The 24564-nt window shown below is 44.2% G+C and carries 25 protein-coding genes; 6 read left to right on the plus strand and 19 right to left on the minus strand.

Translation table 11 applies throughout. From position 1 onward, the window contains the following. Positions 1-88: 88 nt before the first annotated feature. The 5 genes from MHI01_RS14260 to MHI01_RS14280 all read right to left on the minus strand — a co-directional run bounded on the left by MHI01_RS14260 (position 89) and on the right by MHI01_RS14280 (position 5103). A complete protein-coding gene (locus tag MHI01_RS14260; protein WP_036668281.1) occupies positions 89-1309 on the minus strand; it encodes an MFS transporter in 1221 nt (406 codons plus the stop codon). A 32-nt stretch (positions 1310-1341) separates the two neighbouring features. Then, positions 1342-1941, minus strand: coding sequence for a TetR/AcrR family transcriptional regulator (locus tag MHI01_RS14265; RefSeq protein ID WP_036606079.1), 600 nt, complete (start codon positions 1939-1941; stop codon positions 1342-1344). Positions 1942-2061: 120 nt separating this feature from the next. Continuing rightward, positions 2062-3210, minus strand: coding sequence for a S1C family serine protease (locus MHI01_RS14270; protein WP_340389118.1), 1149 nt, complete (start codon positions 3208-3210; stop codon positions 2062-2064). 14 nt (positions 3211-3224) lie between these two features. Beyond that, positions 3225-4400 (minus strand): FxLYD domain-containing protein, encoded by a 1176-nt coding sequence (locus MHI01_RS14275; protein ID WP_340983430.1) that lies wholly within the window; start codon positions 4398-4400, stop codon positions 3225-3227. Positions 4401-4686: 286 nt separating this feature from the next. Next, entirely contained in the window at positions 4687-5103 is a 417-nt protein-coding gene (locus MHI01_RS14280; protein WP_036606080.1) for a VOC family protein, read from the minus strand. A gap of 278 nt (positions 5104-5381) precedes the next feature. Between MHI01_RS14280 and MHI01_RS14285 the strand changes: the two genes are divergently transcribed. Beyond that, entirely contained in the window at positions 5382-6137 is a 756-nt protein-coding gene (locus MHI01_RS14285; RefSeq protein ID WP_340983432.1) for a class I SAM-dependent methyltransferase, read from the plus strand. Positions 6138-6249: 112 nt separating this feature from the next. On the opposite strand, the gene pbp4 is transcribed toward MHI01_RS14285, so the two are convergent. After that, positions 6250-8337 (minus strand): penicillin-binding protein PBP4(5), encoded by a 2088-nt coding sequence (gene pbp4, locus MHI01_RS14290; RefSeq protein WP_340983433.1) that lies wholly within the window; start codon positions 8335-8337, stop codon positions 6250-6252. 177 nt (positions 8338-8514) lie between these two features. Here pbp4 and MHI01_RS14295 point away from each other — a divergent pair, with 177 nt between their 5' ends. Beyond that, positions 8515-8919, plus strand: a complete 405-nt coding sequence (locus MHI01_RS14295) for a CBS domain-containing protein (protein ID WP_036605969.1) — start codon at positions 8515-8517, stop codon at positions 8917-8919. 114 nt (positions 8920-9033) lie between these two features. On the opposite strand, the gene MHI01_RS14300 is transcribed toward MHI01_RS14295, so the two are convergent. The 7 genes from MHI01_RS14300 to MHI01_RS14330 form a co-directional block, all read right to left on the minus strand. After that, on the minus strand, positions 9034-9474 hold the full coding sequence (locus MHI01_RS14300; protein WP_340983434.1) for a hypothetical protein: 441 nt from the start codon (positions 9472-9474) through the stop codon (positions 9034-9036). Continuing rightward, positions 9471-9920, minus strand: a complete 450-nt coding sequence (locus MHI01_RS14305; protein ID WP_340983435.1) for a hypothetical protein — start codon at positions 9918-9920, stop codon at positions 9471-9473. Before MHI01_RS14305 ends, MHI01_RS14300 begins: the two co-directional genes overlap by 4 nt. A gap of 208 nt (positions 9921-10128) precedes the next feature. Then, positions 10129-10605 (minus strand): GyrI-like domain-containing protein, encoded by a 477-nt coding sequence (locus MHI01_RS14310; protein ID WP_076329498.1) that lies wholly within the window; start codon positions 10603-10605, stop codon positions 10129-10131. Positions 10606-10825: 220 nt separating this feature from the next. Then, a complete protein-coding gene (locus tag MHI01_RS14315; protein WP_340983436.1) occupies positions 10826-11893 on the minus strand; it encodes a hypothetical protein in 1068 nt (355 codons plus the stop codon). Continuing rightward, positions 11890-12765: an ABC transporter ATP-binding protein gene (locus tag MHI01_RS14320; RefSeq protein ID WP_340983437.1), complete on the minus strand. Its 876-nt coding sequence runs from the start codon at positions 12763-12765 to the stop codon at positions 11890-11892. Before MHI01_RS14320 ends, MHI01_RS14315 begins: the two co-directional genes overlap by 4 nt. Further along, a complete protein-coding gene (locus MHI01_RS14325) occupies positions 12746-13594 on the minus strand; it encodes a hypothetical protein (protein ID WP_036668293.1) in 849 nt (282 codons plus the stop codon). The genes MHI01_RS14320 and MHI01_RS14325 overlap by 20 nt, the downstream gene beginning before the upstream one ends. Beyond that, positions 13569-14141 (minus strand): RNA polymerase sigma factor, encoded by a 573-nt coding sequence (locus MHI01_RS14330; RefSeq protein WP_036668294.1) that lies wholly within the window; start codon positions 14139-14141, stop codon positions 13569-13571. The genes MHI01_RS14325 and MHI01_RS14330 overlap by 26 nt, the downstream gene beginning before the upstream one ends. 238 nt (positions 14142-14379) lie before the next feature. Between MHI01_RS14330 and MHI01_RS14335 the strand changes: the two genes are divergently transcribed. Both MHI01_RS14335 and MHI01_RS14340 read left to right on the plus strand, forming a co-directional pair. Beyond that, positions 14380-14982, plus strand: a complete 603-nt coding sequence (locus MHI01_RS14335; protein WP_282319367.1) for a hypothetical protein — start codon at positions 14380-14382, stop codon at positions 14980-14982. 236 nt (positions 14983-15218) lie between these two features. Further along, positions 15219-17459, plus strand: a complete 2241-nt coding sequence (locus MHI01_RS14340) for an S-layer homology domain-containing protein (protein WP_340983438.1) — start codon at positions 15219-15221, stop codon at positions 17457-17459. 127 nt (positions 17460-17586) lie between these two features. Here MHI01_RS14340 and MHI01_RS14345 read toward each other — a convergent pair whose 3' ends face one another. From MHI01_RS14345 to MHI01_RS14370, 6 genes are all read right to left on the minus strand, one after another. Next, the gene (locus MHI01_RS14345) at positions 17587-18573 is read right to left on the minus strand and encodes a phosphotransferase enzyme family protein (protein ID WP_340983439.1); all 987 of its coding nucleotides are present in this window, start codon (positions 18571-18573) and stop codon (positions 17587-17589) included. A gap of 405 nt (positions 18574-18978) precedes the next feature. Next, entirely contained in the window at positions 18979-19467 is a 489-nt protein-coding gene (locus MHI01_RS14350; protein WP_340983440.1) for a hypothetical protein, read from the minus strand. A 64-nt stretch (positions 19468-19531) separates the two neighbouring features. Further along, positions 19532-21115 (minus strand): glycosyltransferase family 39 protein, encoded by a 1584-nt coding sequence (locus MHI01_RS14355; RefSeq protein WP_340983441.1) that lies wholly within the window; start codon positions 21113-21115, stop codon positions 19532-19534. Between the two features lie 199 nt (positions 21116-21314). Beyond that, positions 21315-21524 carry a helix-turn-helix domain-containing protein gene (locus MHI01_RS14360; protein ID WP_036605982.1) on the minus strand — a complete coding sequence of 70 codons (210 nt, stop codon included), beginning with the start codon at positions 21522-21524 and terminating at the stop codon, positions 21315-21317. Between the two features lie 260 nt (positions 21525-21784). Then, entirely contained in the window at positions 21785-22318 is a 534-nt protein-coding gene (locus MHI01_RS14365) for a cysteine hydrolase family protein (RefSeq protein ID WP_036668303.1), read from the minus strand. Between the two features lie 42 nt (positions 22319-22360). Beyond that, complete coding sequence (locus MHI01_RS14370) at positions 22361-22747, minus strand: iron chaperone (protein ID WP_036668305.1); 387 nt, start codon at positions 22745-22747, stop codon at positions 22361-22363. A 184-nt stretch (positions 22748-22931) separates the two neighbouring features. Between MHI01_RS14370 and MHI01_RS14375 the strand changes: the two genes are divergently transcribed. Next, positions 22932-23252 carry an ArsR/SmtB family transcription factor gene (locus MHI01_RS14375; protein ID WP_017690570.1) on the plus strand — a complete coding sequence of 107 codons (321 nt, stop codon included), beginning with the start codon at positions 22932-22934 and terminating at the stop codon, positions 23250-23252. A 99-nt stretch (positions 23253-23351) separates the two neighbouring features. Further along, complete coding sequence (locus MHI01_RS14380) at positions 23352-24434, plus strand: saccharopine dehydrogenase (protein ID WP_340983442.1); 1083 nt, start codon at positions 23352-23354, stop codon at positions 24432-24434. Positions 24435-24564 lie beyond the last annotated feature (130 nt).

Consider the following 24564-nt stretch of genomic DNA (forward strand, 5'->3'; position numbering starts at 1 on the left):
AAAAAAGTCGACTGCACATGAAACATGTGTAGTCGACTTTTTTGGTGTTGATGCATTGATATGGAAGCTTTATTTTCCAATTATAAAATTACATTTCAGCCTTCGGTTGTTTTACCGCTTTGGCCCCTCTGAGTACTCGCAGGGATAACAGGAAACAGATCGCCAAAACCGCTGCTGCTGAAACATAAGGATAGTTAATATTCACATCGAATAATGCTCCAGCTACAATTGGACCTGCGATATTCCCCAAACTGGTATACGCCGAGTTCAGTCCGGCCACAAAGCCTTGTTGTTCTTGTGCCAGTTTGGACATCTGTGTACTGATCGCCGGACGTAAAATATCCATACCCAGAAAGACGATAAACGTTACGACAAGAATCATCCAGTACGTACTTACAAACAAGGTCAACAGTACAAATACGGCTACAAATAACAGACAGACTGAAATGACCATCTTTTCACCAAACCGGTTGAGCAACCAACCGATCAGGGATACTTGCACAACCGCACCTGCGATGGAACCAAATGTAATGATAAATGCAATGTCTTTGGTCGTGAAGCCAAACTTGTGATCCACAAACAGTGAAAATACCGTCTCATAGTTCGCCAGACCAAATGCCATAACAAATACAATAATCAAGCTGAAAAAGTATGGTTCACGGTACGAATTCAGCAATTGGGATACCATACCCGGAGCTTTGACCTTCGTTAAACCAGGGATAGGTTTACTTTGTTCTCCTGTGCTTCGCGTGGATTCCGGCAAAATAATCAATGTAATGATGGATGCCAGCAAACCGGCAACCCCAGCGGCGTAGAACGGAATTCGAATGCCAAAGTCCGCAATGTATCCACCAATTCCCGGACCGATGATAAATCCAGTTGTAATGGCTGCATTAATCAAGCCCATACCTTTACCGCGTTCTTCCTCTGTTGTAATATCTGCGGTATAAGCCATAACCGCCGGGAAGATCATCGCCGCACCAATACCGCCTAACATGCGGGCTGCGAAGAGCAAGACTGGTGCATTGACCGCACCAAACATAAACTCCGATACGGCAAAGATCAGCATGCCGCCAACGATAATTTTTTTACGTCCCCATGTATCCGACCAACGACCCGCAAGCGGGGAGAACAGAAACTGGGTGAAGGAAAATGCCGCTACCAGCAATCCAACCGTGAATCCGGTGATATGCAGTAGATCCATATACGCAGGCATGATCGGCACAACTAGGCCAATACCCGTAAAAACAAGAAAAATATTAAACATTAACAGTAGCAGTGCGCCCCTGTTCCGTGTTAGTAATGCCATGATTCCATCCTCCGTAGTTGTCAAAATGTTGCTTAAGCTTTATCTTTTGCAATCCCGTGCAAGAATACACTAGCGGCCTGGCGGTATAACGCAAGAGCCTGATCAGGCTCCATCCCCCGTGACATCTGACTAAGGCCAATAATGGTACTTTCCAATATGAGCGCGAGATTATCTACATTGTCTGCTTTGAACTCACCGCTCTCAATGCCTTGCTCTATCATTTGTTTATTAAATTGAATATGCCGCTCAAACATTAAGGAGATCCGCTCCTCAATATCATTTTCTTTCTTTTCCCCTGTGAAGAACTCATCAGCTGCCTTCGTCAGCGGGTGATTCATATCATCCATGACGAGTTGTTCCGCCAAACCATAAATTTTCTCCGTGGAGGTGCGATAGAGATGTTCTTTGGCCGCCCAACTCTCTTCCCACTCCCGGTCCCACTCATCGATTAGATAGAGGAACAGACCTTCCTTACTTTTAAAATGGTAATATATATTGCCTTTGCTGCTGCCCGTCGCAGCTACAATATCCTCAATGGACGTTGCTTTATAACCTTTTTGTACAAAAAGGGCTTTGGAAGCATCCGCAAGTTTCTTCTTGGTCTGCTCAGTCTGTAGTTGTTTTTTATTCATATTCATTCCATTTCACTCCGTCCCATCCATACTGAACATTCGTTCTGTATTTTAACAGATGCACCCAATATAAGCAATGAAAAAGGAGAATTGGCACGCATGCCCACTCTCCCTCAACAATCATTTCACTTTTTTACCTTTACCATGCAATATTTTCAGTTGACCATTCTCATAACCCAACTGATACTCGACCCGATATTGCGATAGTATATATTCCCCATCTTTGCGTTCATTTGCTGTAATCATTGCCTTCACTTCCATCTCGTCATCGCCTTTATTGACTGAGGATACCTCACTGATGGTCACCTCACTTGTATTCAGATATCCTTCTCTGAACTTGGCATATGTTGTAGCACTCTGCCACTCGCTTCCGAGCAGTGCATAAGCGGTGACATAATCACTCAGATTAAGACTTGCATAAAAGTCCGTTACAATTCCTTCTGCTTGCAATGTCTTAGTGGCTGAACCCAAGTGAGTATCTCCAGCCGTCCGCACCGACGTTGTGCCAGAAGGATTTTTGGACCATGCCTGAACCTGCTTGAGCACACTAGTCATAGGAATACTGAATCCTATTCCCCCCTCCTGTTCCACGACCGCCGAATTAATGCCGATCACTTCACCAGTCTCCGCACTAATGAGTGGTCCACCACTGTTGCCATGGGTTATTGGTGCCGAGATCTGATAGAGGTTACTATAGATGTAAGGCGCTATTTCAAAGCTACGCCCCAACCCACTGATGATTCCGGTTGTTACGGTGTTCTCTAGCCCAAGTGGACTACCCAATGCCAGAATCTCGTCTCCGGTCTCAGCTTTGGATTTGGCGATGATTAACGGCTTAACTTTTTTCAAATCAGGAACTCTGACTACAGCTACGTCTGTTTCATCACCAATACCAATAACCGTCCCCTTATATTCCTCATGGTTCAAGGTCCGAATAGTTACTTCATTCGCCCCCTCCACTACATGGGCATTGGTCACGACATCTCCCTGATCATTGTAGAGAAAACCGGAGCCCAATCCGCTGCTACTCTCGATCGTTACAACTTTCTTCTGGCTTTCTTCTATAATCTGTTTGCGTGTCTTCTTCACAGGTTGCTTGGAGGCAGTCGTGGCTGCCGCATTTTCCGTTTCCTTCGCGGCAACAACTGCCAGTCTGGGCCCATCCTGCAACTGATCTGCTGAATGCTGGTGTATCCAGAACACGCCCCCTGCTCCAGCACCAATGATAATAGCACTGGATATGATCATACTCCATGTTCGTTTGGTCATTCCAACCTGTCCTCCTATTCGAGATACCACGTTGCATTCACAACAGAGATTTCCGCTTCCTCGTACACACCATAATAATAGGTTTCAAAAAAACCTTCTTCCCCCACATCCAGCCAGCTTGGATACACATCTGCATAAGTTTGGCCCAGATATATACCGTCTATATTATAAATATCAATCAACACTGTAATGGAAGAGATCGGACGAGTTGCATTATTGATCAATGAACCGCTAATATAAAGATCCCCGTACATATCAAGCGTCGCATCAACGTTCACGACACTTACTGCCGCCGTTCGATTCATCAGATCTTCTTCTGCAGCCTGTTGCTCCGCCAGTTGAATCCGATCCGCTTCCGCTTTTTCAAATGCCTTTTTTTCACTGAGCACCCGTTCACGATACGAAGTCAGTTTTTCATTTTCCGGCGCATAGGATAATCCCTGGTCGACCGTTTGTAACGCAATTGTGAAATTCTTTTGCTTTACTTGCTGTTCCGCCTCTTTATAACTTATGCTTGCGAGCTTGTCGACAATTTGCTTCTCTACTGTCTCAGCTTCCTTGCCTTTCAAGTCTGATATGGTGTCCAACTTCTCGGCTAGTGCCTCAATTGTTGTCAAACTGTCGATTTCCTTTTTCACCTTCAATACGGCCAGCGTTACCTTTCTGTTGTTGAATGCGGCACGAACTTTGGCAAAAACAGGTTCTTCCCGCTCCATCAACGCTTTGGCTACAGCCTGAATGGTCTTGTCTCCTGCGGACAGCTTTCCTGTCTTCAGACTTGTGGACGCCTCATCCAACTGATTCATCAAGTTGAACGCCTTCGCCGTAATTTGCCGATCCTGTATAAGTGCATCATAGTTCGGTCGTTTCGTTAGAGCGCTGTCCAGCAGTTGGAGAGCCTCTTTATATTTTCCCTCTAGTGCAACCTGTTCCGCCTGTTGGTGCAGTGATTTAACCTCTGCATTTATACCTGTTTCCTGCTTGTAATAATACGTTAGCAAAGCTCCTACAACTACTGCCAGAAGTATGGGAATAATCCAGCTAAATGCAAGGCCTTGACCCGTATTTCCCTGTTTGGAAGCTGGTTGCTGCTGACGGGACAACGAATCAATTGCTTTTTGCGTTCCTTTATCCAAGTCAATGGCTGTTTCTGCCCAGATCTGTTCCTCTGTAGAGCTTGTTTCTTTCAATTTGGTTATACACTTTCTGCACGTGTTATCCGCCGGACTGTTTTTGGTCCCACATACATGACAATACACCCTGATCCCTCCACTTAAGAACATATGTATACTTCGCTTTCCCGGGGTTCGCCTATCGCATCAATTGCTAAAAAACACCAACATGAATCGATAATTATCATATAGCAAAAAGGAATATTACACCATATGTTCTGTAGATATCATGTTTAAACGAGTCATACTGGATGCAAAAAAACCTTCCTATTAATCTAGGAAGGCTCTAGTTATTTTCATTTTATTACTCCGAAGGAAAAGCGCTGAGATCCATATAGGAAACTTCCCACAGGTGATCATCCAGATCCTGAAAACTCCATCCGTACATAAATCCGTGATCCTGTGGTTCGTTGGATGGCTTCCCTCCTGCATCGAGGGCAGCTTGTACAATCACATCTACCTGCTCACGGCTATCTACAGACAGGGCAACAATGACTTCGGTTGTATCGGCGGCATTGGAGATTTTTTTTGAAATGAAGGATTGGAAACGTTCCTCCACCAGAAGCATGGCATAAATATTATCCCCGATGATCATACAAGTAGCAGACTCGTCCGTAAAATTGGCGTCAAACTCAAATCCCACCTTAGTAAAAAACTCAACGGATTTCTTCAAATCTTGAACAGGTAAATTGACAAAAATCTGCTTAGCACGAATAGCCACCATCGATCACCTCGAACTCATAGAATACATTCCACCTCAAAATAACACCTCGCGTATACGCTGTCAATTGAATATAATGAAGACATTCCAACTTGTGAGGTGACACGGATGTTGCTCCGTATTGTTCGAAGTAATTAGTCGTCGGGCTGGGTCAAAACGCGTACCAGCTATCAAGGTACACGTCTGTCCATTTGATCCTATTCGACCATATACACTAGAACAATTTGGCACAACTCTCTTGTCCTGTTCAAACAAACTCACTTTGGAGGAATATCAAAATGAAAAACAAAATAGATTACGCTGACTTTTATGAGCGAGTAGGCCGGACGAATGGATGGAACTTCAGCTCCATGAACGTTGTCTCGGAGAACATCGGATGGAACTTCTATGAGGAAGTTGTTCGTCATACACGTTCGTCCGATCTGTTGCTGGATATCGGAACGGGTGGTGGAGAAGCTGTACTGTCCATTGCCAAAGAAGCCTTGTTATTGGTGGGAATTGATCTCGCTCAAGGAATGATTGAGACCGCACAGCATAATCTGCAGGCTATGGGCGGTCATTCCAATGTACGCTTTCTTCATATGGACGCAGAAAAACTGGATTTTCCAGGTTGCTTCTTTAATGTGGCATCTTCCAGACACTCTGGGTTCTCTGCTTCAGAAGTATTTAGGGTTCTTGCTCAGGGTGGGATATTTCTAACCCAGCAGGTCAGCGAACATGATAAATCCAACCTTTCAGAAGCTTTTGGCCGTGGACAGAGCCTTGGCATTCAACCTGGCACATTGATGGAACGATATAAGCATGAACTTCAAATAGCAGGTTTCCATGACATTCAGGTCCGTGAATATAATGTGGTGGAGCATTACGCTACACCCGAAGATTTGATGTTTCTCCTAACCCATGCACCCATCATTCCTGATTTCGGAAAGGTAGACACTGACTTCGAGCGATTCCAGCAGTTTGTGAAAGAAAATCACGATGAGAAGGGCATTCATACCAACTCGGCACGCTTCATGATTACTGCTCGGAAATAAATGATTCCATATTGAATAAAATGAAATAAAAAAGACCCGGTCACATGTGAGAACTATAACATGGTTACCGGGTCTTTTTATGATGTTTGCGAGGCTATATATTAAATCGGATTTACTGCGTAATCTCCAACTTTTCCAAAAAAGGCTTTAATTTATCTACGACATAGTGGCTTCCGCCCCGGCCGTTCACCTCTTCAATTACAGCGGATAACAGGAAGGTCGGAGAGTCGGTATCAAACACTACGAAAAATCCGTTTTCCTGTCCCTTCTCTCCCTTTTTTGCTTTCAGTTCCGCTGTTCCTGTCTTGCCCGCGAGTCCTCCAGGAATTGAATTCAAGGTATGGGCGGTGCCTCCCTGCCGGGAAACAACTTCTCCCAAAGCATCCTTAACCGTATTTGCGGCTTCCGGAGTAATGATTACCTCAGGCTCAGTGCTTTCTTTTCCCTCGATCAGAACAGGTTTCACCAGCTTCCCTTCATTAATAAAAGGTGTAAATGACGACGCCAGATGTATCGGGGACATTAACATCTCCCCTTGCCCGTAGGACGTATCAGCGAGTAATACCTCGGAAGACAGATCCAGATGTGCTTCGTTGGCATATTGGCTTGGCTTCAGATACAGTTCATCCAGTCCAAAGTTATCGCCAAAACCAAACTTCTGGATCCCATCAATAAACTTGGTGCTGCCCATCTCGATCGCTTCCATCGCAAAGTAAATATTGTCCGAATACACCAAAGCATCGACCATGTTAACCGGGGATAAACTCTTCACACGCTTAACATAATAACCGCCCCAGCTATCGTCTTTGCGCCATTGCAAGCCAGAGATATCATGGGTTTTGTCTGCTGTGGTCACCTTCTCCACCAGTCCCGCTGCGGCTGTAATCGCTTTGAAGGTTGATCCTGGTGCATACCGGGTAGTGACTCTGTTGATAAAAGGAAGCTTCTCATTCGCCGAATAAGCATCCCACTCTGCCTGAGTAAGTCCTGTAACCATCTTGTTCGGGTTATAGGAAGGCGCACTGACCAACGCTAACAGGTTGCCGTCCGTCGGATTCATCAGAACCATTGCACCGGCGTCTCCACCACTGGATAAAGTCTGATACAATTTCTTTTGCTGTTTGGAGCTAATCGTCAGCTGTACATTCTGTCCATCTACAGCATCCTTGCGAATAAGCTCAGAACGAGAGTTACCGGATTCATCGGTGATTTCAATCAGACCACCACGTTCACCACGCAGCTGCTTCTCCATGGACTGCTCCAAACCCGCTTTACCAATCCAATCTTCTGCGCGATAATACCCTTCCGTATCCTTATCCAGATCTTCCTTGGTGGCTTTGCGCACGTAACCAATCAGGTGCGCAGCTGCCTCACCGAGTGGATAATAGCGGATTTCCTTGCTTTGCATCGTAACCCCGCTTAAAGATTCTGGTACGTCAAACTCCTCCGTTGAACCAATCGGGACAAAATACTCCGGCTTCACCCATGTCTGCGCAAGCGCCTTGTGAATGGCATCTTCCGAAACCTGATAATGGCTCGCGATTCGGGCAATCATCTGGTCCGGGTTATCACCAAGTTTCTCAGGTACAATGCCCCATTCATTCATCGTGCCCTTGGTAGCGAGCGGCAAACCATCACGATCCACAATGTCTCCACGATCCGGGAACAGTGTCCTCACTCGTACCTTACTGCCCTTAACCATGTCATTCAGGATCAGCGAAGGCTGCCAGTTAATTTTCCAGTTTTTTCCCCCGTCCTCAAGCTCGTGCCGGACCAGTTTCAATGTATGCGTCTCACTGACTTCACCCAAAAAAGTTGTCAGTTGCAGGTTGTAATCCACCTCATACATATCCGGGTTTTGTTTCTCTGCATCGGTCTTACTGCCATCGGAAGTCGTTTCGGCAACATCCACAGGTTTAACCTCCGCCTTGACGGTGGATACTTCCATACCCGAATAGATCGCATTGTATTTCTCAACAAATTGTTCCTTGTTCATGCCCGACTCTTGCAGCGAAGCAGGTGTCATCAAGGTGTACAACTGGTCAAATTCTTTTTTTTGCAGATGCTCTATGTATTGATTCACGGTAGTCTGGGGCTTAGCCTCTGCTTCTTTGTTATTCTGCATGTATAGATACATTCCGATTCCACCTGCAAACAAGATGGGCAGCAGTCCGTACATTAATTTACGTTTTGATTTCATGGTTACATCACCTCTAATATACACTATAGATTTCCAGAGCCATTTAAACAATGAAACAAATCTGACGAATTTATCATTAAAAATAGCCGAAAGCTCACATAATATGTTTAAATAAGGAGAGTGAGATTACATACTAAAGCTTTTTTGCTATGCAAAAGGCTGAAAAGGAGCCCGATGATGGAAATCAGCTATTTTTTACTCCCCAAAGCCGAAGTGGCCTATATCAAGTCTACCGCTTCCATGAAAGATGCTATTGAGCAATTGGAATCGCAACACTACACCGCCGTTCCCGTGATTGACCAGGATGGAAAATATGTTGCTACCCTGTCCGAAGGCGATTTGTTATGGAAAATGCGAAATACACCCGGATTGACTTTTGATACGATGGATCAGGTTCAAGTCCATGAGATTAACAATCGGGTATATAATGAATGTGTATTCATTGAGGCTGAAATGGAGGATATGCTGACACTTGCAGCAGACCAAAATTTTGTGCCCGTGGTGGATGTCGATCGTGTCTTCCTCGGTATTATCCGTCGTAAGGATATTATTGAATACTATACGCGTAACATTTCGGATTAAATGAAGTCAAACATCCTGTAATAAACGAATATTCAACTCGAAAGGGTACTCCTGTGGTCATGTTTTGGCCAAACCGGGGTACCCTTTTTGTTTCATGGTCTGGTCGGAATCACTCTAGTTACGCTTAGCCCGCTCTTCAATGTAATAACTCAACACGTCCCTCGGGCTTCCCTGAAATGCACGCTCTCTGCCGAACTCATACGCCTGATGCAAATACGAATACGCCTCGTCATGTTGTTCAAGTCTCATGCAGATCATGCCGAGATCGATCAACGGACTTGTACTTCTATCCGAACTCCGCGTACTTAACGATATCTCAGCCCACGGCTTCGCCAGTCCATACTGCTTCAGATCGATATGTGCATTCGCATGACAGGATGCGATCCAGCTTGCAATCTCCCATTCCATCTTCGGCTCGGGCAACATGCTCCAAGCCTGATCATAATAGATAAGTGCTTGTTCATGCTGCTGCGTCTCATCCAGCATATTACCGGCTTCTACCGTTTCTACAATTTGTCGCTCCAGTTCGGCATGTTCCGGTGTCAGATCTTTCATTGCACCGTCTCCTCCTCCAGGACGAAATACCACTCCAGAAAAGCATTGAAATCAGCCCACTGTGGCTCACTCTCGCCATTCAGAAACCGTTCAATCGATTCGCCCAGTTCCACCAGCACCACTTCTCCCGTCTGACGGTTGTAGAAAAATCCACCCTCACCTTCAAAACTGTCCAGTGGAATATATGCCTCGGGAAGTCCAAGTGTAAGCTGTGCTACATTCATGTCTTCCATATATACGGTGTTCTCCATAAACCAGCAGATCTGATACAACTCCTGATGCCTGCTGTAGAAAGTTGGTCCATCCTCTGCATGTAAATAAAATTGTGCAAAATCCGATTGAAGATCAATCTCCAGCTTTTGCAATGCTTCTTCATATGCTGCTGGAATATCTTCATGCCACCAGCCTTGCTCCTGGCAATGATCAATCACTTTATGGGATAACATCGCAGACCTCCTAATCCAATTTTGTTCATAATACATGTTCAAAAAAAGCGGTTTTCAGTACCAAGAAGATGGGATGAAGGCAGAAATGGAGTAGCGGAACGTAGGGAAAATACGTGAGCAACGGACATTTCGGCTGAATGCCATATTCGATGCTGATGATGCCTCCAGGCATCCTTCGTAATCAAAAACGGACTTTTTGAACAACCTCTTATAGTGATTTTACAGGTATCCAGACTTGGGGAGGTGTGCCATCACCTTTGTACACTTCAAGTTCTGGAATCCCTGCATGCTGATATGAAGTGGAAGGAAACCACTCTGTCATAATATAGTGCCACAACCGTTGTATCGCTTCCGGCTCTAGTTCATCAGCTTCAAATACGACCCAATGGGACTCAGGAAGTTCGATGGACACCAAACCTTCAGGCACTTCACCTGAGTAAGAGGTAGCAATCCAATACTCCATTTGATTGTCATGCAGCTCTCGCTGATCTACACAGATGCCCACCAGACCGGGAATAGCTCCGTTGTTGAACCCGTTTAAACGTTCCTCAATGCCGTCTGCCAAAGCATCCTGCCACATCTTTGGGATTTCTCTTAAATTCTCTCCATCCACACAAGAGAACGTTCGTTTGATTCCCACAAAGGTAAGAGACTGCTGTTCGATCACATGTTCATTCACATTCATTAGATGGACTCCTCTCCGAGAGCGATACGGGGCACGGTTCTCCATGACCCATTCATGAAGACATTGTCCCATACATGATATATACCTCCGATATGTCCTACAGTTACTGTATCAAAAGAGTAAGTAGATTGGAAATAGTGCCAGTACTCCTGCAAATAAAAAAAAGCCCGCAGGGACTGCGAACCTTATTTCTCAAAAAAGGAATCACTCATAGCTTCACTCAAGAAAACACTTCCCGGCTATGGAATATACGATATGTGGCAAGTATAGTCGAAACAGTCATGAAAGCCATCACAACTATATATAAGGTTAAATAAGACATATTCAGCCCGAATAAGGAATAGTTTATTGGTGTTTGATAAAGCCCTGTTACCCGTATCATGGTACTTATCGAAAATTTTTCGACCCATTTTAATGACCCGGAATTCAAATTTAATACGTCAAAGGCCAAGTATGGCAGACCTACTATCACGGTATTCACAATTATAGCTATAAAGGATGTAGAACTGAGGACGGATACCAGTAAAACAATAGATGCAAAGACCAAGCTACCTGCTATATGAGTAAACAATTGAACTAAATAATATTGAAAAGCAGTAAACGTATATGGTGAGAACTCATAATCAAAGCTGTAAACATACATGCCCACGCTCTGTATGGAAGTATCCGCCCCAGCCAGATTACCAAACCTTAACCAATATAAAACCAAGTTTACCCCAGTAAATAAAACGGCACACATCACAACGTACAATATGGAAGCAATGCATTTTGCTGATACAAGCTTGCTTTTGCCTCTTTTGCTGCTACGCAGTAATGATGCTGTACCTAGTACATATTCTTCGGTAAATACCGGAGCCAACCCTAGCAGAATCATAATCATCATAAAAACTACACCGAATTGATCAATGTATTCCAGTAGGTAACCCCAAGGTTTATTATAATAAATTTCGGATACATTCACTGTTCGCTCCATGATGTTGCCACGATCATCATATCGTGTGCTGTTCTTAATCGTCTCTGGAGAAAAAAACACAATATCGTACAATGCACCATATTGGTATCTACCTTTGGTACTATCCCAAATGGAATCATATTGATTATGTGCGACTTTTACCTTCTCTGTTGTAATAGGACCTTCATAAGGTTTGTAAAAGGCGGAACCATCCATTATCCCAGGATGCCTCCAAAATGAATATACGACTAGAAAAACAATTAAAATAGACAATGCTATGCCAATACTTTTACGCGTTATAATTTTATAAAACTCGAATTGAGTTAAACGAATCAAGACTTCGTCTCCTCTCCAAAATAGTGCATATATACATCTTCAAGCCGAGGTGATTCTCGTACGGCTTGCGGGACAGGCTGTTCTTTGGCAAGTATTCTGGCTACGATTCCATCAGACTCATAAGACAAACCACTTACTTTGAAATGAGAGGTAAGATCAGCAAGTTGCTGCGGATTTAATTTCGCTTTCCATACGTTATTTTTCATCCGGTTCATAATCTCTTCCGGAGTATTATGGGCAATGAGTTGCCCTTCATTCAACAAAATCATCTCCTTACATGAAAACTCCAAATCAGAAATGATATGCGTAGATAACATTACAATACGATCTCTTCCCAGCTCGCCGATAATGTTACGAAATCGAATGCGCTCTTTGGGGTCCAATCCAGCTGTAGGTTCGTCAAGAATCAAAATTTGTGGATCATTCAACAAAGCTTGGGCAATTCCCAATCGCTGCTTCATTCCTTCGGAGAATGTGCGGATTTTATGTTGTGCTTGATTTTCAAGGCCCACCGTCACTAGCGTTTCCTGCACACGTGCTGAAGCTTGACTAATACCGATCCCTTTCAAAGAGCACATATACTTGAGAAATTTATAAGCACTGAATCGGTTATAAAATCCAAATCGCTGGGGCATGTAGCCCAACAAACTTCGATAACGGTCTCCCATGTTTTGGATAGACTGCCCGTTCAACAAAATTTGTCCAGACGTGGGCTTGGAAATGTCTACAATCATGCGAAGCAATGTTGTCTTCCCTGCTCCATTCGGCCCAAGGAGACCGTAAACACCACCACTGGATAGTTCTAGTGAGACTTCTTTTACAGCCAACTTGTTCCTGTATTTCTTGGATACGTTATCCATGGTCAGTATCAAAGGAGTAACCTCTTTCTGTCTGTGATGTATATTTCCTTGCCATCTCATAGATCTGACTGATTAATAGTAAAACTCCGCATAGAGCCATCGCTATAAGTACTGTGGGCTGGATCGATTGAAGTAGAGTCTTCAATTCGGGATTACTTAGTACAAGCCAAACCAGCGCGAACCATACAATTAAAAAGATACTGACGGCTGTCCCACCTCTGACACGCATCGCAAGCCATAGACTTGTACCTGCTGCTATCATAAGCTGTGTATACGAGAGGCCGATAGCACTCCATGATATGGAAACATCTTTTTCGCTTGATATAAGTAAATTAAGCAAAACAACAAACGCCATATTCCCAATAAGTACTACGATTAGACGGGTAAGCATCAGTTGCTGTGCCGTGATTTTGCAGGTCAGTTCGATTTCCATTAATCCTTGATCTCGACCTTTAAAAACTTCTAGCAAACCAAGTACAAATGGAACAGGAACTATAAAGAGCACACTCATGTACGGGTCTGTCGTACTGTGAGTACCTAGCCAATAGCCGAACAACAAGAGCATTGAACAAACTAACCAGTAAGATTTGTGGAAGACAGCAACCTCACCATAAACTAACTGGAACAATTCCTTGACTGAATTCCCAGATGATTTTTGTTTCAGGTGAGCATTCATGTGATCTGGCATATATGTATCCAGTATTCTAATTGTCTTGTCAATCTCCATCTCGGATGGAAATTCGACCGGATACTCATCCAGATATGAAGCAATTTCGTTGTACTCTTCTATTTCCAACTCTGTTACAGGATTCAGTTCATCTCCGTTTCCTCTGCTTTTCATCCCGTTCACCTCCCACAATAATCTCCTTTAATTTCGTTATCCCCAATCGAATGCGCGACTTCACGGTCGATTCGTTGGTTCCCGTAAGTTCAGCAACTTCCCTGATCTTCAATCCATTGTAATAGTTTAGAATGACTGCATCTCGCTGGTGATCAGGCAAACTTAATACTGCGCGCCTGACTTGCTCATTCTGAAATCGCTTATGAAAAATATTCCAAACATTCTGTTGTTCACTGGCAGGGAACGCATCCTCAGTTAATTCACTCTCTCTTTGTTGCTGCTTGAACTCCCGCCCACGATAATAATCTCTACAATGGTTCACTGCAATCTTCAGTAGCCAGTGACTGAATTTACCTGTGTTCTGATACTTGTCCAAGGAATTCATCATTTTTACAAATACCTCTTGTGTTAGATCATAAGCAGTATGGTACTCTCCGGTTTTCCGGTAAACATAAGCAAATATCGACTGATAGTGCCGCTTCACCAGTACTTCCATGGCAGCACGGCTACCTTCGCGAATCTCTTGAATAAGCTCTTCATCATTCAACGCTCCCTCACCCCCTCTATAAACAATTAACGAAATTTGGATAGTAAAAGATCAAAAGCATAGAAGTATATTTTTCTGAATATAACAAAATTTCAAAAAAGAAGTATTAATACATTGGCTCTGATCCAAATTTACTCAGGCGTGCGAACTACTGGCTTCATCCTTCATTTCCTTATTCTGGTGCAACTTTATTGTTACTCGTTCGTCTAACTACTGACCAACAACGAAGGAGATGACTATGCGAATAACTTGCAGCCCCGGTTTTCCTGGAAGCATGATTGGATCGATTGATCTTCAGCCATCGAAGTATTACACCCCACCTTCCAGTAACAGTAAGATCACAGAATATGTTGACCCCGAACTCGTTACCATTCCCTATGTAGAAGATCCGGAATTCGGATCACACTTTGACAACATGAAGGTTATGAACGGAACTTATAAAGATGAAATGCATGTGAGCTATGATGTCGAATTTACGATTGATGTAGATAAAAAAGGTTATATTACGCAATTTGAGCATACGTTCCAGCTGGAACGTTATCTGGATCTGGTTCGCACAAAGTCCTATAAAGTGATCAAGACAAACTGGTGCGGACAAGTATTTCACGTGATGACGTACAGTTACCTGGAGGAAGTCATTCATCCGAAAAATGTCCTTTTTAAATGTAACCTCGCAGAAGACGTTTTTGTGGTAGCTGAACTTGTCTCCAATCGCTCAGATGAAAGTGCAACTGAGCACGGTATCAGGGATCTTCATTTCCGTGCATTAATCTCGGCACGAGATGATCTGTACCCATTAGATTATATGTGTGAGCCTGATTTCGACCTGAGTATCGACTAAAAAGTAGATACATATGTAGAAAGAGCATAAGCTGTCCCCAATCAGCGGGGTGGCCTGTGCTCTTTTTTCAACAAATGAACCACCAACTCCCTAATTTAAACATCCTCCTTCACATGCTCGGCCTTATGCTCTCATGCCTGGCTCTAAGCAAAACCAGCTGTAATGTCGATGAATATACCATAATGCTGAACATGCATATGTTCTTCGTACGTTCAGATATGAGAGGGGTTGGAAACATGGTTTACCGGAAAAATAAAATACATTCACTGTTCACTCTGCCCTTGGCAGGTTTGCTGTTTCTGTTATGGGGTGCTCAAGCGGCACATGCGGAACAGGTCGACAGTTTGTTACCTGAGCGAAGTCAGCAGGAGATTGTCCAAAAGTGGAATCAGTGGATGAATGGCAATGATACATCTCCCCTGTATACAAAGACACCTTCGACAAGTGCTCCCTACTCTGCTGGTGTGGTAAGTGACGCCTATCTGGAACAAGGGCTGAATGCAGCCAACTTTTATCGTTTTATCACGGGGCTACAGGGCGATCTTGTCCTTGATCCGGCATTGAATCGTCAAGCCCAGCATGGGGCTGTTGTGGTCTCCACGGGTGGATACCTGTCCCATTCTCCAAAACAGACAGGAGATATGCCAAAGGATTTCTTTGACACCGGTTCAAAGTCTGCCAGCAGCTCCAATCTGTACGTTACCAGCAGTGCAAAGAATAACGTCCTGACAAAAAGCATACAGGCCTACATGAATGATTCAGACGCCTCCAATATTGATCGATTGGGTCACAGGCGTTGGATTTTGAGTCCACAACTGCAACGAATCGGATTTGGACTCGCCACTCGTAGTGAAGCAGGCAAGACATATGATCAGTACTATAGTGCCATGCAGGTATTTGATAAAAGCAGAACGGGGGGAACTTCGTTCAACTACAGCCTGTTCCCGAATCAGGGCGCATTTCCAATCGAAGCTTTTGGCAGCACACAGGCCTGGTCTGTTCAACTGAATACAGATGTATTTACGAAACCATCACTATCTGAGGTACAGGTCGAGATGACTCGGACTTCCGATCAACGTACATGGACCTTTAATGCAAAGAATCAGAACAGTGGCTTTCCAACCGGTTATTACAACGTGGACCCTGCGGATAAACAATGGTTTAATCAAGCCTATTTCAATGTAGAGACAGGTGGATATGGATATGGTTACGCCATCATATTCCGTCCCGACGATGTGCAATTGTTAAAAAACGGCGATACGTTCAACATTCGAATTACAGGTCTGCAAAAGAAAAACGGTACAGCAGCGGAAATCTCATACTCTACACGTTTCTTCCATGTGGACGGTGTTCAAGATACAACGCTTACCCGTATAACGCCAGGACAACCAAACCTGAAAGTCCGAGCAGGAGAACAGATTGATCTGCCTTCAATCACTGCCGTGAATGATAACGGAACATCCTATGTTCCACAGTCTAACGTTTCCTTCACCACGACGTCAGATCGCATTGTCATCAAGGATGGAAAAATCATTGGACTTCAGGCTGGTAAAGCCGAAATTCGGATTCGTTTTGAAGGGAAAGAAGTGGTTGTCTCTGTTACGGTAACGGGAATTCCCCAATTAACTGATGTCCGTACACATTGGGCGAAAGATGCCATTCAATGGGCCGTTCAACAGGAGATGGTCAGTGGATACGAGGATGGAACGTTCAAACCCAACAATCAGGTGAGTGAAGCCGAATTCCTCTCTATGTTGTTCAAGCTGTATGCGAATTCCCATGTCATTCAGAGCATAGATGCTGCAGAGGGACAAGCTACTAAAGGAAACATCTGGAGTGATCGTTACTACACCTATGCTTCCGCGTTGAATCTGAAACTGGATGCCAGCAAACAGAATCCGAAGCTGCGCAATCATGCCTTGAACCGAACAGAAGTAGCCTTAATCGTGGCGGGGCTTGGCGGTAAAAATTATACCCAGGACGACGATGCCATCCGGTATCTGCTGAACATGGGATACTCTTCAGGCAAAACCGCAGCTACGGTGCAAGGTTATGCGGGACAAGAATCCTTGACCCGGGCAGAGGCCGTTGTTTTTCTCCAGAACTTGAAGGAAAAAGGCTTCGAACTATGGAGCAGACCAAAGAATGCCACTGAAGCTACCGAGAATGAAAAGAACGGCGGACTACCGGATCAGACCATGAAAGCAGTATATTCTTCCGATCACACACTGGTCCTTCAAGGTACGTTCCCGGCGTATGCCAACCAGACGATGCCGATCAAAATCCATGGTCCTTCGCCTGCTGTAGAGCACATCCAGACACAGCAGGTTACAACAGATGCCTATGGCAATTTTAAACTAACGGTAAGTAACCTTGATGCGAAGGAACTTAACCTCTATGTGGACGTGCGCGAAGATTATTCCTACTGGATCAGTGTAGAGGCGGGGCGAACTGCGATAAGTGATTATACCGAGTAACATGTAAAAAACCAGCTTAGGAATTCTACATTGAATTCCCAGCTGGTTTTTTTCTCGAAACATATTATTTCTGGTGTGAACATGACATATTTTTATGGAATTGGAGAAGCGTCGGCTGCACTAGAAATTAAATCGGATGACCGAATTGCTCTGCCTTTTCTGTCATTATCCTCGCTAACCTCGCTCTTAGTCCGCTCATCCACTCCGGCTCATATGACCACTGCTCTGCAACAGATCGAAGCATACGCACATAACCGTACAAGTTGGCAAAACGGCGACAAGCGGGGAACATACTCTCCAGATCATAACGTTCTCCTGCCTCGGACCAGTACCCGTTCAGGAACAATTGTTTCTTCTGCTCCCATTGTTCAGGCTCGATCTCCTCACGTAAACTATCCAGACTCTGTTCCACGTCCATTGCGTACCAATGATACATCGAATCATCAAAATCAATGGCATAACAAGACTGGCTACCTTCGTCATAGAAAACATTGTCCAGTTCAAAATCGTAGTGAATGAGACCGAAATTTTGCTGGGTCATCGGTAAAGTCGCAAAATACGTTCGAAGAAACTCCACCTCATTCAAAGCAGCCGTTTCACCAGGAAAACCCTTCAGGATCTCCTGCATCCAATCCAAAACATCCGTATAGGTCCAGCGTTTCTCCTTTTGCTCAGGCATGAATGTACGTGATAAATGATGCAGCTCACCCAACGCCTGACCATAGCTGTACAGGATGGAGTCATTCAAATCAATGCTTCCTAACTGCGATCCAGGTACTCGCTTGAATACGGAAGCATAGTACACTCCCCATGGGGTGTGAGCCTCTACAAGTTCTGTTCCTGAATTGGCAGGTACAGCCTCCATGGCTCCATACTGATTCGTTCGAAGATAACGGAGGAACTCCAGTTCAGCGCTGAGATTGATTTGATTTTTCTCCTCTACCGGAGCAAATCGAAGTAATCTCACTTCCCCCTGATCTCTGAACGGATACACGGCATTGGAGGATATGCGATAATACTGAAACATATCCAGCGACTCAGGATCATAGTTCCAATTCTTTAAAATCATCTCGGCAAGATCATTATGTTGAAATAAATATTTTAATTTTAACATGGGCAGTTCTCCTTTTTGATCGTTTTATGTGCATTGCTTGTAGGCAACGAATGTCTATTTTTGCGCGCAAAAAGCCGCAGGCTATGCCTGCGGCTTTTAAAAATTCTGAGTGTATGAGAAATTTGCACAAGCAAATAAACCTCGCATACGCCAGAAAAAATGAGCAGTTACATCCCTATATATCGACAGATCTCAGACCGGACTGGGAAACTGGATGTTTCCACCCTGCATCTGAATGGTCTGCCGGAATTATTCAGTTTATGCTTACCTTCATTGTAGTAATGGAACATACCATCTTAGACCGTCGTTTCATGACGCTCACTCCCTTCAAAAAACCAGTTGTTACCATAATAGCCGATAAGCCAAATGTAAGCAATTACAAAATGACGATAATCCCATCATTTTTTACTGGACAACCATCACCCGTTCCACCGTCTCGGTGTTGTCCTTATACCACACCATCACGATGTTTTCTTTTTGAAGATCAGACACCTGAATGGACGAATTCGCACGTGGGCTGGAATTGCCCGAACCCGGCGTCCCCATGCCTTCAGTGATAGTAACATCATCACTTAAATTCAATCTCATCTCCATTCCGGTATCCTTCCATTCCATGCTTGGGGATGAGTTGTCCTGCACCTTAAGTAACGCCAGCGTAACTGTGTTTCCATTCACGGAGATGACTCTACCAGTAATGTCGGCATTCATCATCCCCTGCGTCATGCCAGGACTGCCTGTTCGATCATTCATGCCCGCGGTGCCTCTTCCACCTCTCGGTGTTCCTCCATTCATGCCCAGTCCGCCACCATTCGGCATACCGCCACCGTTCATGCCTTGTGCAGAACCGGTCTTGGTAATATTCTGAGCGGTTATCACATCGCAGGCCGTAAGCATAACCGAGCACCCTAGCAAAAGGAGTATTGTAACCGATGTGAAATATTTATTTTTTCGCATATGATCACCTTTTTCTCAGGGAATATTTCTCCAAGGTACCTTTACGATGGAATATGAAGTCATACGTATCTTTGAAACCCATATAGGACAGCACAACCAACAACGGATATACAGGGTAGATGTATCTGGACTTAATCTCCCACAGAATATAAAATCCGATGAATCCGAGAATGACCAGGATTAAGGAGACTTCATCATACCGTTTATGACGAATTCCACCGACCAACCGGATGAAAATAAAACAGTACATCAAGAAATTCATCACATATACAATCCAGAGCAAACCTGTCCGATAAGCCGAATCCCCTTGCAACAGTTCTGTTATCGCATTGGTGTAACTGTAGGAGCCTGCGATTCCACCTCCCCTTCCTCTTCCGGCACCCAAGGAACTTTCATTGCCGATTCCGTATCGGTCCATTTGGTACGTTCCTTCGGTCCAGGTCCATATAATCTTTTTGTAATACATCTGCACCAAGTCACTTGCACTTGCTTCAGACAGCTTGTTGCTGATCTCTTGTTTGAACAATGTTGCGCTCTCAGCCTTATTGTAGTTGGCCTGCCTCTGATAGATCTGATAACTCTCCATATTGTCCCAGAAGCCAAAACGCTCCAGATTAATGCCCATATTCAGCCACATATAGACCGGTGCAGCATTCTCTCCGACAGATTCGCTCACAACACCGGAGGATTGAAGAACCGCATTCTGAGTCCAGGTTGGTACATTAAACAACATACCCAGCACACCGATGGAAATGATGACTTTCTTCATTCCAATGCTCCGTAAATTTAGCAGGATATATATGATGGCAGCGATCAGCACGATCACGCCAATGCTTCGGAAGTAATTGCCCATCGCGAGAAAAACGGCGGCAATGACGATGGTTTTCCAAGACTTTTCACGTACAAAACGAAGAACAAAGTATAGGCACGATGTCAGAAATGCAGTAGCAATCACATCGTTATAGATCAGGTTGTTCAGGAATAAGGAAGGCAGGTACGTGGCTGCAAAGATCAACACACCGTAATCACGTTCCGTGGATCTGTCGTTCACTTGTTTGTAGATAAGATAAATCATGAACGTTGTTAACGTTGAAAACAAAATATTAAATAGTTTGATGACCAGATAGTTGTCCGGGAACAGGTACAGCAATGTCTTCAGATACAACACGATCGAATAGTTAAACGGGAACATGTGCAGATAACCACCCGTTTCAAACGAAGAGTAGTCTTGGTCATACAGCATGTTCATAGCAAGTGAAAGAACGGTCTGTGAATCATCGGTGGGCACTCTCGGAAATACAAAAATGATGATGATCTGAATGACGAGAGAACATAACAGCACAATCGGAATGACAACCTTCGGGCTGTATTTGTCCAGCTTCAGACATAGAGCATATAACCCGACACCTGAACCAAGAAGCAAAAGAATGACCGGGAGAAAAATACTCCACTGCTGCATGCCCAAAATGGGATTGTCCCCATACAAGGCATAGTTGTACTGTGCCCGTACCAACAAGGACGAAGCAATAAACACCGCAACAAACACGAGCAAAATGAGATAAAACGACTTATGCAGCACCTTAGACATGCAAAAACTCCTTTTCGATTACAGGATTCCGTGAGTATTATAATGGCTCTGGCTGAAAAATCGCTGAAAAGGAGTAACGCTTGCGATCGGTGCGGATCAGTATGTGTATACAAACAGAAAAAAAACCGTCCCTTCGATAAGGTAACGGTCTATATGTCCAATTTTTTAAAAGTATAGGGCCTTAGCTAAATGTTGAAGATCACTTCTCGTCCTTAATAAACTCAATGATATCCTGGATGTCACAATCCAAAGCCTCACATATTCGATTCAGCGTATCGAACTTCACACCATCGGTTTCTTCATTATATAACTTGGCAATCCCATTTCTATGTAATCCGGTTAGTCGGGATAAATCAGCAATATTAATTCTTTTCTCACCCATAATACGAGATAAATGAACCTTGATCATACGAATTCCCCTCCAAACTAAAATGCACACTGTGATGTTGACAAAGGATGCCTTATTCTGTCCAATACACACAAATAGACCGCCCCCCTCGCAAAAGGATGCGGTCTATTGTTGATCATCTTTCTAAGCGAAGCCCACCGCCCTTAAAAGCGGCTATTGCTCGGAGGAGTCGTGTTACCAGCGCGGCTCTCTTTGCATTTTACGTCTCATCTGCTCTTATTATACCCTACTCAAATCTCCGGCGTCACTTGTAAACCACGCTAGATACGATACATTTCTTTATACTCATCCACATATAAAACTTCAATACAATTCGACCAATTCAGAATCGAACCGACAAAATCCTGAATGTCCAGACCCGGCATCTCATACGTCTCCGCTGTGTTCACTGAACCTGTTGCGTCCTCAATCAAGGTTACCTTAAACCCTTCGTATTCTGCAGTAATTGCCGTAAACAGACAACAATATTCCATGTTGAATCCAACAATAAATACATGTTCTACCTGATGCTCATGTAGCCAAGTTCTTAGCTCCGGATTGCTGAAGGCACTTGGTTTGCTTTTCTCCATAACAGGATACTGACCCGTACCCATTATAATTTCCAGGTTCGCAGCATTTTTATAGAACAGTGAAGAAGCCTCCTGATCGTAATCTACATGTTTCATGTATATGATTGGCTCATGTTGCTGTTCAAAATCAGCGATAACCGCTTCAATCTTGCCCAACTGAACTGTGAAATCCTTTAATGATGTAATACCATACTGCACATCCAACACGATTAGTGCTTTGTTCATCTGTACTTCCCCTTCAGTAGACTAACAGGTTTTTACCATTTACTACTTCTTCTGCTTCTTCTCCCGAGCTTTTTCCACATTTTCTTTCACGCGATACTCCACAATCCGGCGAATGAGATCCTCGGGCAATGGCTGATCCAGCGGAAACTGGACAGACCCCTTTCCCCCTTTATACTTGGAGAGTTCCTCCTGGAAAGCTTGAATTCCCCTGGGAGCAGGGTAAAACCCAATATGATGCTGGTAAGCGGCAAAATGAACCAAATTCCCATGCTGTGCATACGTAGGCATCTTGTAACTGATCTTCTCTTCGGCGTTCGGAGCCGCTTCACGAATAATCTGTCTTATTGCCTGTAATCTCACCTGTACATCAGGTGCAAACTCCGAAATATATTCATCTACCAGCACCGAATAATGGTTACTCTCAGCCATCTTGGACTCCTTCCACCACGGATACATCAATGGATTCGTGGTACGGGCATATTTGCTTATATTGTACTTCAAATGGACAAGCGGAACAGCTATTTTCCTGCAACTTGGAATGTTAAATTTGATTTTTAAGTGAACTAAGCCTTATAATACGTTTAAACAATTAAACATTATAACGGAGTGAGCCATGAACGAGTCGATGGGTAACCAAAAAGTTATTGATATTTTCGAGAATCTAAGTCCTTATCTTCAAGGTTTGGGAGACCCCGTTCGCCAGCGAATCATATCGCTGCTCATTGATCAAGAGAGCATGAACGTATCTCAGATTGCAGAGCATGTCCCCATGTCACGCCCTACGGTCTCTCATCACTTGAAAATATTGCGTCAATCCGGGCTGTTATCGGTTCAGAAAAAAGGTACGGAGATGTATTACAAGCTGGAGTTCAACGATGCGATCGAATTACTCAAACAGCTCGTTCATCTCGTAGAAGTGGAATGTCAGAGCTAGCGCATATCGCGCTGGTGAACTGCATTCCTTTTCTTCACCCTTATTGGTTTAATAGTTTAAACATATAAGTAAATGAACATATCAACGGAGGTATATCGAATGAATAGAAAAAGAGTTCTTATCGCTGGAGGTTATGGTGCTGTAGGTGCACAGCTTGCCCGCATTTTGCATGACAGGCATCCTGATCTGGAATTGGTACTGGGAGGCCGTTCTGCGGGTAAAGCAGCACCTTTTCCATCCAATCGTGTCCAAACGGTTGTTGTTGATACCCATGCAGACGATCCACTGATTCACGCAGGAGAGAATATATCGCTAATCATTAATGCAGTGAACGATCTGGATGATCGGCTACTGGTATCGGCAGTGCGGAGAAAAATTCCACTTATCGATATAACACGCTGGACTGAGGTGTTCAATCAAGCGATCCGTACAATAGAGCAGGAAGAGCTTCATGCTCCGGTAGTGCTGTCCTCTGGATGGATGGCAGGAACGGCGTCACTCTTTGCCATGATACTTTCTAACTCTCTGCAACATGTCGAAGTAAACATTCATGCCCTATGGTCGCTGCGGGATAAGGCCGGCCCTGACTCGGCAGCCTTCATGGACCGGATGAGTATTCCTTTTCAGATAACCGAATCCAATACACATCGACTCGTCTATCCCATGACAGATCCGATCAAAGTTCATTTCCCGAACGGGTATACGACTCCATGTTACAGATTGGATACACCCGATCACGTCACATTACCTCATACCAGCCATATCGATTCCGCCAGTTTCCGTATCTCATTCGATAGTAAGGTATCTACATATGCTCTCGCCGGATTGGTCAAAACCGGAGTATGGAAGATGATCAGTGGTGAACGTTTCCAGCCATTCCGGCGGAAATTGCTCTATAATTCGGGAACCGGGAGTGCACATCATCTGGTCATTCAATTGAAAGGGCTGGATGCGAAAGGAAACGACGTTAAACGAACGATAACAGTCTCTGACCCACTCGGTCAGACCCACATGACTGCACTCGGCGCTGCGGTGCAAGCCGAGAAGATACTGATGATGCCAATGGACAAACCTATGGCTCCAGGCATCTATTATCCTGAGCATCTGTTTGATAATCGAATGAACATGGATGCGGTTACTCATTTTTTCACACAATACGGCGTTCAAGTAACCCACTCCTGATCCAGACATAACAAAAACCAGCTAATGTTTGTCAAGCATTTCTGGTTGGATGAGTTCTCTTTTCGTGGTATACTTTTTCCGACCAACACGAATAACCTCCACGGGTATGGAGGTTTTGGTTAAATATGGA

Source organism: Paenibacillus sp. FSL M7-0656 (assembly GCF_038003225.1).
Classification (GTDB): domain Bacteria; phylum Bacillota; class Bacilli; order Paenibacillales; family Paenibacillaceae; genus Paenibacillus; species Paenibacillus amylolyticus.